The organism is Agrobacterium tumefaciens (assembly GCA_025559845.1).
GTDB lineage: Bacteria > Pseudomonadota > Alphaproteobacteria > Rhizobiales > Rhizobiaceae > Agrobacterium.
In genome coordinates, this window is record CP048469.1 from 503358 (window position 1) to 517379 (window position 14022).

At 57.1% G+C, this 14022-nt stretch carries 16 protein-coding genes; 7 read left to right on the plus strand and 9 right to left on the minus strand.

Annotation, left to right across the window (positions count from 1 at the left end; translation table 11 throughout):
• Window positions 1-199: 199 nt before the first annotated feature.
• Window positions 200-460, plus strand: a complete 261-nt coding sequence (locus FY156_02395; GenBank protein ID UXS00423.1) for a DUF1344 domain-containing protein — start codon at window positions 200-202, stop codon at window positions 458-460.
• 59 nt (window positions 461-519) lie between these two features.
• Here FY156_02395 and FY156_02400 read toward each other — a convergent pair whose 3' ends face one another.
• From FY156_02400 to FY156_02415, 4 genes are all read right to left on the minus strand, one after another.
• A complete protein-coding gene (locus tag FY156_02400; protein UXS00424.1) occupies window positions 520-1113 on the minus strand; it encodes a histidine phosphatase family protein in 594 nt (197 codons plus the stop codon).
• A 32-nt stretch (window positions 1114-1145) separates the two neighbouring features.
• Window positions 1146-1964, minus strand: a complete 819-nt coding sequence (gene fabI / locus FY156_02405; protein UXS00425.1) for an enoyl-ACP reductase FabI — start codon at window positions 1962-1964, stop codon at window positions 1146-1148.
• A 131-nt stretch (window positions 1965-2095) separates the two neighbouring features.
• Window positions 2096-3211, minus strand: a complete 1116-nt coding sequence (locus FY156_02410; GenBank protein UXS00426.1) for a DnaJ domain-containing protein — start codon at window positions 3209-3211, stop codon at window positions 2096-2098.
• Window positions 3212-3423: 212 nt separating this feature from the next.
• The gene (locus FY156_02415; protein UXS02989.1) at window positions 3424-3792 is read right to left on the minus strand and encodes a hypothetical protein; all 369 of its coding nucleotides are present in this window, start codon (window positions 3790-3792) and stop codon (window positions 3424-3426) included.
• Window positions 3793-3930: 138 nt separating this feature from the next.
• On the opposite strand from FY156_02415, the gene pdxH reads away from it, so the two are divergent.
• Entirely contained in the window at window positions 3931-4551 is a 621-nt protein-coding gene (gene pdxH / locus FY156_02420) for a pyridoxamine 5'-phosphate oxidase (GenBank protein ID UXS00427.1), read from the plus strand.
• An 18-nt stretch (window positions 4552-4569) separates the two neighbouring features.
• On the opposite strand, the gene FY156_02425 is transcribed toward pdxH, so the two are convergent.
• Window positions 4570-5349 (minus strand): sulfite exporter TauE/SafE family protein, encoded by a 780-nt coding sequence (locus FY156_02425; protein ID UXS00428.1) that lies wholly within the window; start codon window positions 5347-5349, stop codon window positions 4570-4572.
• Between the two features lie 179 nt (window positions 5350-5528).
• Here FY156_02425 and FY156_02430 point away from each other — a divergent pair, with 179 nt between their 5' ends.
• Window positions 5529-5867 carry a pyrophosphatase gene (locus FY156_02430; GenBank protein UXS00429.1) on the plus strand — a complete coding sequence of 113 codons (339 nt, stop codon included), beginning with the start codon at window positions 5529-5531 and terminating at the stop codon, window positions 5865-5867.
• Here the strand turns inward: FY156_02430 and FY156_02435 are convergent.
• The 4 genes from FY156_02435 to FY156_02450 form a co-directional block, all read right to left on the minus strand.
• Window positions 5840-6523 (minus strand): HAD family phosphatase, encoded by a 684-nt coding sequence (locus tag FY156_02435; GenBank protein UXS00430.1) that lies wholly within the window; start codon window positions 6521-6523, stop codon window positions 5840-5842. The genes FY156_02430 and FY156_02435 overlap by 28 nt on opposite strands.
• 7 nt (window positions 6524-6530) lie before the next feature.
• Entirely contained in the window at window positions 6531-6968 is a 438-nt protein-coding gene (locus FY156_02440) for a VOC family protein (GenBank protein ID UXS00431.1), read from the minus strand.
• 131 nt (window positions 6969-7099) lie between these two features.
• Window positions 7100-8515: a metalloprotease TldD gene (tldD, locus tag FY156_02445; protein ID UXS00432.1), complete on the minus strand. Its 1416-nt coding sequence runs from the start codon at window positions 8513-8515 to the stop codon at window positions 7100-7102.
• Between the two features lie 81 nt (window positions 8516-8596).
• Window positions 8597-9118, minus strand: a complete 522-nt coding sequence (locus FY156_02450; GenBank protein UXS00433.1) for an invasion associated locus B family protein — start codon at window positions 9116-9118, stop codon at window positions 8597-8599.
• Between the two features lie 364 nt (window positions 9119-9482).
• Between FY156_02450 and coxB the strand changes: the two genes are divergently transcribed.
• The 4 genes from coxB to FY156_02470 all read left to right on the plus strand — a co-directional run bounded on the left by coxB (window position 9483) and on the right by FY156_02470 (window position 13971).
• Window positions 9483-10379 carry a cytochrome c oxidase subunit II gene (gene coxB / locus FY156_02455; GenBank protein ID UXS00434.1) on the plus strand — a complete coding sequence of 299 codons (897 nt, stop codon included), beginning with the start codon at window positions 9483-9485 and terminating at the stop codon, window positions 10377-10379.
• 17 nt (window positions 10380-10396) lie between these two features.
• Window positions 10397-12097, plus strand: a complete 1701-nt coding sequence (ctaD, locus tag FY156_02460; protein ID UXS00435.1) for a cytochrome c oxidase subunit I — start codon at window positions 10397-10399, stop codon at window positions 12095-12097.
• Between the two features lie 141 nt (window positions 12098-12238).
• Complete coding sequence (locus tag FY156_02465; GenBank protein UXS00436.1) at window positions 12239-13192, plus strand: protoheme IX farnesyltransferase; 954 nt, start codon at window positions 12239-12241, stop codon at window positions 13190-13192.
• Between the two features lie 161 nt (window positions 13193-13353).
• Window positions 13354-13971: a cytochrome c oxidase assembly protein gene (locus FY156_02470; GenBank protein ID UXS00437.1), complete on the plus strand. Its 618-nt coding sequence runs from the start codon at window positions 13354-13356 to the stop codon at window positions 13969-13971.
• The last annotated feature ends 51 nt before the right edge of the window (window positions 13972-14022 follow it).

Below are 14022 nucleotides of genomic sequence, written 5' to 3' on the forward strand. Positions count from 1 at the left end.
GTCCTTTTTGATGAATACTGCAGGTTTTCCCGTGTTGCTGGAAAATGCGGTGTAAAATTTCCTAACGGCTTGATCGTTCCGCGAAATCCGTTCATCAATTGGGCCGAAAATGTCATGGTTGCGGGCAACTTCCGCCACATTCGAAAGGCACTTCTTCATGCATCAAAAGTTTTCACGCAAATCCACGAAAGCTAGATCGATGCGTTTGATGATTGCCGCCCTTCTGGCCACCGCCAACCTGTTGGCCCCGATCAACGGGTACACCCAGAGTGTCGACGTGGAAGGCACGATCAGCAAGATCGACGTCAACGCGCTGACCATCACGCTTAACGATGGAAAAACCTACCGTGTGCCTGAGGAGTTCAACTTCGAAGGTTTGAAGGCGGGTGTGAAAGTCGTGGTCTTCTACACGGAAGTGGATGGAAAGCGCGTCGTCGATGACATGGACGTGCTGCAATAAGAGGATCTGCAGTCATTCTGGTCCGTCGCCGGAATGACATGGGGTGTTGTCCCGTTAGGTCAGGAAATCCATTCCGCGAAGTTCTTGTCTATTTCGACCTTCATGATGCGGTCCTGCGGGATTTGCGTCGTTGACGCTTCGTGCTTGTCCATGCCGGAAATCAGACGGAAGATCGAGCGAATGACGCCGCCATGGCAGACGCAAACCGTCTGTCTGTCGATCGATGACAGCCATGCGCCGATCCGCCATGAGAGAATTTCGTAGCTTTCCGCATCCTGGCCCGGCGGGATGAAGTCCCACTTGTTGGCCTTGCGCTCCCTTACCCGCTCTGGAAAACTCTGTTTGAGTTCAGGCAGGGTGTGGCCTTCCCAGTCACCGAATGACAATTCGACCAGTCGGTCGTCGGTGCGATAGGCGAGGGGATCAAGACCCATGGCGCCGCGCATCAGTTCCATCGTTTCGCGTGTACGCCCGAGTGGGCTTGCGACATAATCGAAATCGCCGGCGGTGGCGCCGAGAATACGCGAAAGCGTCTTGCCGTTTCCGGCCGCCTGCGAGCGGCCGAAATCATTGAGCGGGACATCTTTCTGTCCCTGAAGCCGGCGTACCGCATTCCAGTCTGTCTGTCCGTGCCGGATCACATAGACGAGCAAAGCGGTACCCCTGTTTCAGAAATGCCCTAAGGTCAGTCCTTGACCACGGAAATGTCAGGCGCGTCGACAGCCTTCATACCAATGGTATGGTAACCGGAATCCACGTGATGAATTTCCCCGGTAACGCCGGTCGACAGGTCGGACAGCAGATAGAGTGCCGATTTGCCGACTTCCTCGATCGAGACCGTGCGCTTCAGCGGCGCATTGTACTCGTTCCACTTCAGAATGTAGCGGAAATCGCCGATACCGGAAGCGGCAAGCGTCTTGATCGGGCCGGCAGAAACGGCGTTAACGCGAATGCCGCGGTTGCCGAGGTCGACGGCGAGGTAACGTACGCTCGCCTCGAGTGCAGCCTTGGCAACGCCCATGACGTTGTAGTTCGGCATGACCTTCTCAGCGCCATAATAGGTCAGCGTGATGATCGATCCACCATCGTTCATCACCGGCTCGGCACGTTTTGCAACCGCGGCCAGCGAGAAGACGGAGATATCCATGGTACGGTTGAAGTTGTCGCGGCTGGTATCGAGGTAGCGGCCGGTCAGTTCGTCCTTGTCGGAGAATGCGATTGCATGCACGACGAAGTCGATCTTGCCCCAATGCTGTTCCAGACCCGCAAAAACCGCATCGATCGTTTCGAGGTCCGTGACATCACAGTGGCCAGCCATAAAGGCGCCAAGCTCCTGGGCAAGCGGCTCGACGCGCTTCTTCAGCGCATCGCCCTGCCAGGTCAGTGCGATTTCTGCACCTGCATCTGCGCATGCCTTGGCGATACCCCAAGCGATTGAACGGTTATTTGCGACGCCCATGATGAGGCCGCGTTTGCCAGCCATAAGGCCGGATGCCTGAGCCATCTTATGCTCCCTGATACTTTCGATTGATCCTGCCTATGGCATAGGCTGCAATCCTGTTCAAGATTGCCCAAGGTCATCAACTGTTAGGGAGCGTAACAAAGGGTGCTTTGTCCAAGCTATTCGTGAAACAGTCACAAATAAAGGCCTTCGCGCATGTGGCGCATCAGGTCAGTGACCTTGTCGTCAGGCTTTTCGAGCAGCAGGATACGCAGTTCAACGACAAAATCGCCAAATCCGCCGTTGCCGTCGGGAAGACCCTTGCCGTCGAGCCGCAGCATCTTGTCGGACCCGGACCAGGCGGGAATTGCCACGGTTTCTTCGCCGCGCGGAGTTTGTACTGTCGTCTCACATCCGAGGACGGCATCGCTCAGAGAGACCGGTAAGGTTGTATGAATATCATAGCCGCGAATGGAAAAGGCGTCGTCTCTGGCCGCCAGCAAGGTAATCGAGAGGTCGCCCCGCGCCATGTTAGGAAGCTTCAATCCCTGTCCTTTTAGCCGCACGACATGGCCATCAGTCATGCCGGGTTCAAGCTGGAAACGGACTTCGCGGTCTTCGGGCAGCAAAAGGGTAATCCACTTGCGGTCTAGAAGATCGGCGACGCTTACTGTCGCTTCCGCGGTGATGTCAGGCGCTTTTTCGAGCGCTGGCTGGTTCGGAAGGAAGCGGCGTACCAGCGCTCCGAACAGGTTGGAGGCGAGAGAAACCGGTGCTTCCGTCTTGTCCTCGTTGAGAGAGGGAGAGGCGGTCTCGCTGGGTGGCGTTGCCTCTGATTTTGCGGCAGTAGCCTTGGCAGCTTCGGCTGCCGCCTGCTGCACCTTGGGGTCGTTTTGCGCCTGTGCGCCGAAAATGCGTTCAACGACATCTTCGGCAGCTTCTACCGTTCCATCGGCCTTCTGGCCGGCTGTGGCACGGTTGCGCGCTTCGGCACGCGCCAGCTCTTCCATAAGCTTTTCAGCGGCTTTTGCACGTTCAGCAGCTTCGCGTGCCGCCTGCCGTTGCTGCATGATGGTCTGATCGCGCCGCTTGTTTTCGGCAGCCTGACGGGCCTGATCGTAAAGACCACGTTTTTTGGGGTCCTTGAGAAGATCGTATGCCTGTCCGATTTCCGCAAAACGCGCGGTCGCGTCCGGGTCGTCACGATTGGCATCGGGATGAACGGATTTCGCCTTGGTCCGCCATGCGGCCTTGATTTCATCGTTGCCGGCGTCTCGTTGTACGCCAAGGATCGAATACGGATCGCGCATGCGAAACACCAGTCACGTTGGCTCAGGTGCCTGCCGCCGTCTCATGGCGCAATCCTGAAACTAACCCCTCCGAAAAGGGATGCCCGCGTTCATTCGCGTTCATGCCCTCGGTTTATCAACGTCGACTGTTGCAATAAGTTGCTAATCACTCCTTTACGGAGGAGGGGCGTCAGGGTGTCGTCGGCTTTATTCCACGCGCCAAGGTAAACAGTTTATTTCTGCTCGAAACGGGTCAGCAACCATTCGCCGGTTTCGGAAAGGCAGGCCTGGCCTGCATAACTTGCCACACCTTCGAAAGAGTGGCGCGTCGTTCTGAAATCGCGGCAGACGAAGCCGCTGGCACTGTTTTCATGGATGGCAGTCACGACGCCAGCGCTGCCGGTGGTTGCATTGGCCCAGGGCAGGGGCTGATCGGCAATCTTGGTCAGATCGGCCGACGTGACGGCGTTTCTGATGGTCGCGTCATCGGTCTGCGGTGCATTGTTTGGCTGGTTGGGAACGGAAGCGGTTGAAAGCGAGCGGTCAACCTTGTCGCCACCGAACAGATCGAGGCTGACGCATCCGCTCAGCACCACAAGCATTGAAACGACTGCGGAAATTTCCGCCGCCGATGACAGGAGGCTCTTTGTTCGACTGTTCGACTTTGCTATGACGATCACCATCTTTCGCCAGACTACATCTCTGGTGCCCAAACACAACTCGGGAGCATTTTAGTCAATATGTCGGAAACGGGGTTAACATCCAGTGACTTCACTGAAGAAAATGAACCGTTCACACTTTTTGCCGAGTGGCTGAAGGACGCAACGGCTTCCGAAATCAACGATCCGAACGCTGTCGCGCTGGCAACGGTGGATGAAAACGGGCTGCCCAATGTGCGCATGGTGCTGTTGAAGGGCGTAGATGACCGCGGCTTCGTTTTCTACACGAACTTCGAAAGCCAGAAGGGCCGAGAGATTCTCGGACAGAAAAAAGCGGCCATGTGTTTCCATTGGAAGAGCCTGCGCCGTCAGGTGCGCCTGCGTGGTGAGGTGGAGGTCGTCAGCGACGCGGAAGCGGATGCCTATTATGCATCGCGTCCTCGCGGCAGCAGGATTGGCGCATGGGCATCGAAGCAGTCGCGGCCACTGGAAGGACGTTTCGCCTTGGAAAAGGCCGTCGCCGAATACACGCTGAAATATGCTGTTGGTGAGATCCCGCGTCCGCCACACTGGTCCGGGTTCCGAATTCGTCCTCTCAGCATCGAGTTCTGGCATGATCGACCGTTCCGTCTGCACGACCGTATGGAATTCCGTCGTGAGACGCCGGATGCTCCCTGGTCTAAGGTTCGGATGTTCCCGTAACGCCGATTGGCGGCGCGCTTATTTCAGCAGGGAATCGAAGATCGGCAGGCCGATGACGGCGGAGATGGCAATCAGGCTGTAGCAGATCCGGCGGAACGTTACGTCATCTGCGACCCCGTGCAGTCGCGCGCCGCAATAAAGACCAGCGGCATAAAATGGGACGGCGAGCAGCGAGAAGATGACGACACTCGCCGTAAAAAGGCCTCCAAGGAAGTAGCTCGTGACGGACAGCACGGTCGAAATGGCGAAATAGAGAATCACATTGGCCCGTACGAATGGGCCTTTCAACGCGCCACCCAGCCAATAGGCAACAACGGGCGGACCGCCCAGTTGCGCTGCGCCGGAAAACAGCCCCGCGACAAAGCCGGTGACAATGGTCAGGGGTGTTTTAGGCCGTCCGCTATAACGCCAACCGGAAATCAAAAAGAGCAGCAACAACACGACGACGCAGGAAATCAACCAGCGCAGTGTCAGCGGATTGCCGTAGGAAAGGAGCGCAGTTCCCGCCGGGACACCGATGACGGCTCCCGCCGACATCGTGAAAACCTCGCGCCGATCGGCCATGCGCCACGCCGCCGGTATCATGCCGAGCGTCAAAACACCGTCGACAACGAGAAGAACAGCTGATGCGATCCGAGGGCCGACGATGGCGCTTGCGAGCGGGATGAAAATGAGCGCTGCGCCAAATCCCGAAAAACCACGCGCAAGACCAGCCAGAAGTGCCGCGCCGGCGAACATCGCCAGAACCGCAGGGCTTCGCCCGTCGGTAAGTTGGTAAAAAAGATCGGGGTAGGGCATGGCGGGCAGCAGTCGGAGAATTTCGTTTGCCTCAGTCGTAGCTGCTTGTCTGCCATTTGTCGTGAGAAATTACCGCCTTTCCTAAGGGAAGTCGCAGGCTGATCGGTCCCGGTGATTCCGTTCGACAACATCGGGGAATCATGATTAGAGTTGGGCGAATTAGAACAAAGGATGAACAAATGCTTGCGGTAATGATGCGTCAATTCGAAAGCGCGTCGCAGAAATATGCCGATGCGAATGGCATTACGCGTGATTCCGACTGGTTCATGCTCAAGCTTCAGGAAGAGGTGGGCGAGGTTACGCAAGCGTGGAACCGGCTCAGTGGCCGCGGACGCAGTAAAGGCAAAACACAGGAAGAAATGCGCCAGGAACTTGCCGATGAAACCGCTGATCTTCTCGGTCATGTCCTGCTTCTGGCCTACCAAAACGGTCTTGATATCGAAGCATCGGTCAAACGCAAATGGCGTTTTACGCTTGCCGGGATGGATGCTCAAGCACCACTGAAAACGCCGGAATGAGCGATTTCCAGAAGTTTGGCGACGGCAAATAGGTCGTCACAGATCGCCACGCAACGTTCCTGCATTTCGGGCGTCGGTGGTGCTACATCGGGCACCATGATCGCCGCCATGCCCGCCGCCGAGGCCGATCGGATGCCATGATAGGAATCTTCCAGGGCAAGGCATTGGGTTGGGTCGATGTTCAGCCACTGAGCAGCCGTCAGATAGGGATGTGGAGCTGGTTTCGGTTCGGCATAATCACCACGCGCCACGATCCGGTCGAAACGTCGGGGAAGATCGAATGGCGACAGATGCCGTTGCACGGCTTCATGTTGTGACGACGTTGCTATAGCGCGCCGGATATCGAGGCGATCCAGCAGATCGAGGATTTCGATGACGCCAGGTTTAAGTGCCACGCCCTCTGCCATCATTGTGCGAAGATTGCGCAGCCACGCGTCGCGAAATGTATCGATCGGAAAATTCGCGCCATAGTCCGCGATGATGGTTTTGGTAATCACCGCCCAGGGGCTACCGCAAACCTTCTGGTATGTTTCAACCTGCATGCCATGGCCGCCTTCATCGGAGGCCGCCAGGAATGCATCGCGGTAGAGAACTTCACTTTCGATCAGCAGCCCGTCCATATCGAAGATGACGGCTTGGGGCATAAAGGGAAGCATTCTGTCCTCAACCAAACCGGAACGGGCGTTCGCCAAGGCTTTCGAACGGTCGAATGAGGTAACCATCCGGATCGGAAACGATGAACTGGCGGTTGCCAGATTCGATCGGGCCACGCCTGTACCATTTCTCTTCGAGCGCCAGCACCAGTTCAATGCCGGCCCGTTCAAGGCGCGACAGGATCGGCTGCAAGGAGGGAACGGCGAGCTGAAGATTCATGCCGCGTCCGAGCGGCGTTTCGAGTGGCGCGTTGCCAGAAACGAAAGTACGGGTCGCGCCGATCTGATCGATCATCAGTTGCGCATCACCCAGGCCCAGATAGGCGAAGCCTTCTTCCGGGCGTTCAAAAATCACATGAAAACCGATGAGATCGCAGTAGAAGGCGCGGCTTTTTTGCCAGTCGCTGACGGCGAGTTCGGGAACGAGAGCATTACTGAGACCGGTCATTTCATCCTTTTGAACTGATAAAAACGCAGGGTCGTATTCCTCCCAATAGAGACAAAACCTTATCGATTTCTCACGGTCCTGTCATAAAAATCTGCCCGGGCGCTATTGATCGCCGGGGCAGACACGCCTTGTCAGGCCTTGGTGCCGCCCACTGTAATCTGGTCCATGCGCAGATGCGGTTGGCCAACGCCGACCGGAACCCATTGTCCAGCCTTGCCGCAATTGCCGATCCCCGTGTCCAGCTTCGAGTCGTTACCGATCATCGTCACGCGCTTCATGGCATCAGGGCCGTTGCCGATCAGCATTGCGCCCTTGACCGGTGCGCCAATCTTGCCGTTTTCAATCATGTAGGCTTCGGTGCAGCCGAAAACGAATTTTCCGGAGGTGATATCCACCTGACCGCCGCCAAACGACACGGCATAAATGCCCCGCTTGACGGAGGCAATGATTTCTTCCGGCGTCTTGTCGCCTGAAAGCATGTAGGTATTCGTCATGCGCGGCATTGGAATATGCGAATAGCCTTGACGGCGGCCATTGCCGGTGGGGCGCATACCCATCAGACGGGCGTTCTGCCTGTCCTGCATGTAACCGACGAGTTTGCCGTTTTCGATCAGGACATTGTAACCGGACGGCGTCCCCTCGTCGTCGATGGTCAGCGAACCACGACGGGCGTCAATCGTGCCGTCATCGACCACCGTTACGCCGGGTGCGGCGACCATCTCGCCCATGAGCCCGGCAAAGGCGGAGGTCTTTTTGCGATTGAAGTCTCCTTCCAGGCCATGTCCGACGGCTTCATGCAGCATGACGCCAGGCCAGCCGGAACCCAGCACGACGTCCATCGTGCCAGCGGGGGCATCAATCGCCGTCAGATTGACGAGCGCCTGCCGCAACGCTTCATCCGCACCACGCTGCCAGTTTTCCGTGGTGATGAAATCGCCGAAGCCGATGCGACCGCCAATGCCGTAAGAGCCGCTTTCCTGTCTATCGCCTTCGCCGGCAACGACGGAAATATTGATGCGGGTCATCGGTCGAATGTCGCTGACGCGGTGTCCGTCGGCGCGCAGGATGTCAACAACCTGCCAGCTTGCCGAAACAGTCGCCGTTACCTGACGGACTTTGGGGTCCTTGTCGCGCAGATAGGCGTCGATCTCGGTGAGCAGCCGAACCTTTTCTTCGAAGCTTGGGGAGCCGATCGGGTTTTCGTCGCCATAGAGCTTCTTGTTCGTGCGCTGGGGCGCTGCGGCATAGGAGCCGGAATAGCCCTTGGTGACGGCGCCGACGGCGTCGGATGCGCGCTTCAGCGCCGCCTGCGAAAGCTCGCCCGCATGAGCGTAACCAACCGTTTCGCCAGCAACGGCGCGCAGGCCAAAGCCCTGATCCGTGTTGAAAGAGCCGCCCTTGAGGCGACCGTTGTCGAATGTCAGCGATTCTGCCTGGGCATGCTCGATGAACAATTCGCCGTCGTCGGCTCCGGCAAGCGCTTCGCCGACCGCCTTGCGCAGCGTCCCTTCGTCACAGTCGAAAAGGCTCACAAGATCATTGGTCATTCGAACGGCTCCGGTCTTTATCGTTTCAAGACCGATTTAGGCACTGATGCGACCAGAAGCAAGGCCGGGCTTGTCAGCCGATTACGGCAGGGCGTCGTAGCCTTCAGCAAAACCGGTAAGCTCGATCGGAATGCCGACACGGTCCTGGTCCACCGATTCACGCAGGGCAAACACGGCATTCTTTCCGGCGCGCAGCACTTTCAGCAACTCGTCGTCGATATCGACTTCGACGTAGCACCCTTCCGAGAAGCAGCGTGTGAAATAGGCGCGGCCGATGTTGTTGTTGTCGATGTAGAGCTCCATGCCATCCTTCAGCAGCACGCCGAGGGGAGCAAGGATACGCAGAATGCGCGACTTGCGATCTGCCGTTTTCAGCACGACCACCGAAAGTCCGACTTCAGGCCGGTCGTCGGCAATGACGTTCTGCATCAGGGCGCATTGGTCGTCCGACGCACCGGCGGGCTTGTCGCAGATTACCGACCAGGCACCATGCGTCGATTTCGGCGTTCCGGGCTGTTGCTGGGCAACGCTCGGCACGGCGGACGCGATGAAGGCAAAACCGGCAGCGGCGAGAAAAGTGCGCGCGAGCGGGGAGAGACGCATGGAAACCTCTGGAATTCGAATCAGTGCGGCTATTTTGACGCTGTAATCGGGAAAAAAAAGCCTTCCCCCTTCAATTCCAGTGGAGTTGGGCGGAAATAGGACTGCTAAGCTCTTATTGATCTTCGTTTTTAACATACGGATGTGCCCGGAATCAAAGGTCCGTGATGTCTTCTGGCTACCATTCAGGCGCATTTGGTTCGATTGTTCGCGCAGAACTGACGAATGGCAAAATTGCCTTGCCTCCGTGTCGCCGGGCATATTGCGACAAAGGGCAAACTGTGGTTTGAAGTTAGTACCATAAGCATGGATTCTGCGTTTGTGATTGATGGAGATCAAGCAACAAGCGCGTGAGGGAGAGGGTACCGTGATTAATAGGATTTACGCAGCAATGGCGGGCATGACCTGTCTGCTCACGGCTGTCGGCGCCCACGCCGATCAGCCGGTGCATTGGCAGATGGGCATGCAGGAGGCCGCCACGCCGATCATGCACGAAATTCGGTGGTTCGAACAATATACGCTCTGGTTCATTGTTCCCGTTACGATTTTCGTTCTTGCCTTGCTCATCGTCGTGGCCTTGAAATTCCGCGCTTCGGCAAATCCTGAGCCTTCCACGACAAGCCACAACACGGCCATCGAGGTCGTCTGGACACTGGCACCGGTTCTCATTCTTCTTTTCATCGCTTTCCCGTCGTTCAATCTTCTGAACGCGCAGCTCACACAGCCGGAAAACCCGGATCTGACGTTGAAAGCCACAGCCACACAGTGGCTCTGGAATTATGAGTATCCGGCCGCCGAGGGTGCCGAGCCGGTCGCTTTCGACAGCTATCTGCTGAAGGATGCCGACCGTGCTGCAGCGGGCAAGGAGGACAAGGCCCGCTATCCGCGTCTTCTCGCCGTTGACAACGAAATGGTCGTCCCGGTCGGCAAGACCGTTCGCCTTCTTGTGACGGCTGCGCCCACCGACGTGATTCATGCTTTCGCGATGCCGGCTTTCGGCGTCAAGATCGATGCGGTTCCGGGTCGTCTGAACGAGACCTGGTTCCGGCCGGAAAAGGAAGGCCTTTATTATGGGCAGTGTTCCGAGCTTTGTGGCAAGGATCATGCCTTCATGCCGATCGCCATTCGGGTGGTTTCCGAAGAACAGTATAACACCTGGCTTGCTGCCGCCGCTTCCGATCTGAACGGCGCCAACCGGGCTCTGATGGCTTCCGTCGACGGTGCTCCGCGCACTGTTGATGTCGCAGCCAACGAAACCAACTGACGACTTGGAGTGAGGACATGGCTGGACATTCCCAACACGACGATCATCACTCGCATGGTCTTTCCGCACATGACGATCACGCTCATGATGCACATCATTCACACACACCTGGCTTCTTTGCGCGTTGGTTTCTGTCGACCAACCACAAGGATATCGGCACGCTGTACCTGATCTTCGCCATCATGGCGGGCATCGTCGGCGGTGCGCTCTCCGTCGTCATGCGAATGGAGTTGCAGGAGCCGGGCATCCAGATCTTCCACGGTCTGGCATCCATGGTTTACGGCTTCGAAGGCGATGCGGCCATCGATGGCGGCAAGCACATGTTCAACGTGTTCACGACCGCTCACGCGCTCATCATGATCTTCTTCATGGTCATGCCGGCGCTGATCGGCGGCTTTGCCAACTGGATGATCCCGATCATGATCGGTGCGCCAGACATGGCGTTTCCGCGTCTGAACAACATTTCCTTCTGGCTGCTCGTTCCCGCTTTCACGCTGCTGATCCTTTCGCTTTTTGTTGAAGGGCCAGCGGGTGCATTTGGTGTTGGCGGTGGCTGGACGATGTATCCGCCCTTAGCGACCAGCGGCATGCCGGGGCCGGCGGTAGATCTCGCGATCTTCGCGCTCCACGTTTCGGGCGCGTCGTCTATCCTCGGCGCGATCAATTTCATCACCACCATTTTGAACATGCGTGCACCTGGCATGACGCTGCACAAGATGCCGCTGTTTGCCTGGTCGGTTCTGGTTACGGCCTTCCTGCTGCTCTTGTCGCTGCCGGTTCTGGCTGGTGGCATCACCATGCTTCTGACCGACCGTAACTTCGGTACGGCCTTCTTCTCTCCGGAAGGCGGCGGTGACCCGATCCTCTATCAGCACCTGTTCTGGTTCTTCGGCCATCCGGAAGTGTACATTCTGATCCTGCCGGGCTTCGGCATCATCAGCCACATCATTTCCACCTTCTCCAGAAAGCCGGTCTTCGGTTATCTCGGCATGGCATACGCCATGGTGGCCATTGGCGCGGTCGGCTTCATCGTGTGGGCGCACCACATGTATACGGTCGGTCTGTCGCTCGAAGCGCAGCGCTATTTCGTGTTCGCAACCATGGTCATCGCGGTGCCGACCGGTATCAAGATCTTCTCGTGGATTGCAACGATGTGGGGCGGTTCGCTGAGCTTCCGTACCCCGATGATCTGGGCAATCGGCTTCATTTTCCTGTTCACCGTCGGCGGTGTGACAGGTGTGCAGCTCGCCAATGCCGGTCTCGACCGTTCGCTGCACGACACGTATTACGTTGTTGCCCACTTCCACTACGTTCTGTCACTGGGCGCCGTCTTTGCAATCTTCGCAGGCTGGTACTACTGGTTCCCGAAGATCAGCGGTTACATGTACAACGAAACCATCGGTAATCTGCATTTCTGGGTAATGTTCGTCGGTGTGAACCTCGTGTTCTTCCCGCAGCACTTCCTGGGTCTTGCAGGCATGCCACGTCGTTACATCGACTATCCGGATGCCTATGCCGGCTGGAATATGGTATCGTCCTACGGCTCCTACATCTCCGCCGTTGGTGTGCTGATCTTCCTCTTCGGTATCTGGGAAGCCTTCGCCAAGAAGCGGCTTGCGGGCAACAACCCCTGGGGCGAGGGTGCGAATACGCTGGAATGGCAGCTTTCTTCGCCCCCGCCTTACCATCAGTGGGAACAGCTTCCGCGCATCCGCTGAGGCATTTTGTCCAAGCGAACCTTGCGGCTGCACATGATAAATGTCAGATGCAGCCGTATTGCATGCGCTATGAAGCATGCCGGTGGAGGACAAGCAGAGGTGTCGCGGTGGAGCGGCACCTGAAGAAAAGCAGGATAGGAAATGACCGTAATCGACAATCGCGAAACGCTGGGCGTTGAAAGCTCCGGGCTCTCGGAAGCCGGCGCGCGCGATTATTTCGAGTTGTTGAAGCCGCGCGTCATGTCGCTCGTCGTCTTCACCGCGTTCGCAGGCCTCGTGCTGGCACCGGGAGAAATCAATCCCATTCTCGGCATCGTCGCTGTTCTCTGTATTGCCGTGGGCGCTGGGGCGTCCGGCGCGTTGAACATGTGGTATGACGCCGACATCGATGCCGTTATGAGCCGCACTGCCAAGCGTCCAATTCCGTCAGGACGTATTGCTCCGCGTGAGGCGCTCGCCTTCGGTCTGACGCTTTCAGCCTTTTCGGTCGTCATCCTTGGCCTGGCGGTCAATTGGTTTTCGGCCGCACTTCTGGCTTTTACCATCTTCTTTTATGCTGTCGTCTATACGATGTGGCTGAAGCGCTCGACGCCGCAGAACATCGTGATCGGCGGCGCCGCAGGCGCATTTCCGCCCATGCTCGGCTGGGCCTGTGTCACCGGTGGCGTCTCGCTCGATAGCATCATTCTGTTTCTCATCATCTTTCTTTGGACGCCGGCGCACTTCTGGGCGCTCGCGCTTTTCAAGATGCGTGACTATGGCTCTGTCGGTGTTCCGATGATGCCGAATGTCGCGGGTGAGCGGTCTACTAAGAACCAGATGATTGCCTACGCCGTTTTGACGGCGGCTGCAGCCGTTGCCCCGTGGTTCACCGGGCTCGCCAGTGCTGGTTACGGAATTTTCGCAGCGGTCTTGAGCGCCATTTTCGTCTACTGTTCGTTCGACGTGCGACGCATGCCGGAAGGCGATGAAAAGATGCTGCCTGCAAAGAAGATGTTCGCCTATTCGATCCTTTATCTTTTTGCGATCTTTTCGGGTTTGCTGGCGGATCATTACGCCGTAGCTCTGAAGTCTGCGATGTCGGGAGTGTTTTGATGGAAACGGTCGAACTGAGCGAAACGCAGAAGAAATCGAGACGCGGTCGCAACATCGCGCTCGGCGTTCTGCTGGCTGGTCTTGTGGTGCTGTTTTACATCATCACCATCATCAAGATTGGTTCTCACTGACCATGTGAGACCGGAGGAGGGGAGGAGGACATGGCGAATATGGGCGCGGATACGGGAACGACCGGCACGCAACGGGTGAGCAATCGCTCGATCCTCGTGCTCTGTCTTGTTTTCTTTTTCGCCATGATCGGCATGGCCTATGCTGCAGTGCCGCTTTACACGCTGTTTTGCCGGGTGACGGGATATAACGGCACCACGCAACGGGTGGAGCAATATTCCGACGTTATTCTCGACAAGACGATCAATGTGACCTTCGACGCCAATACGTCGAACGGCCTCAACTGGGATTTCCGTCCAGTCGACAAGATGGTGAAGCCGAAGATCGGCGAAACCGTACAGGTGATGTTCAAGGCGACGAATCGCTCACCGGTTCCAACGACCGGCACGGCCGTGTTCAACGTCACGCCGATGGAAGCTGGCGCCTATTTCAACAAGGTAGAGTGTTTCTGCTTTACGGAAACGACGCTGCAGCCGGGTGAAACCCTGGAAATGCCGGTTGTGTTCTTTGTCGATCCTGAGATCGTCAATGCGCGTGAAACACGCAACATTCATACTTTGACGCTTTCTTATACGTTTTATCCGGCGAAAACGGAAAAACCGGTTGCGTCGTTGCCGGCCAAGACAGAAGCTGGCGTAAGCAAATTGTGAGAGGAGGCCCGGTCTTCGATCGAAGACCTGGTCAGGGAAGAGACATTCGGG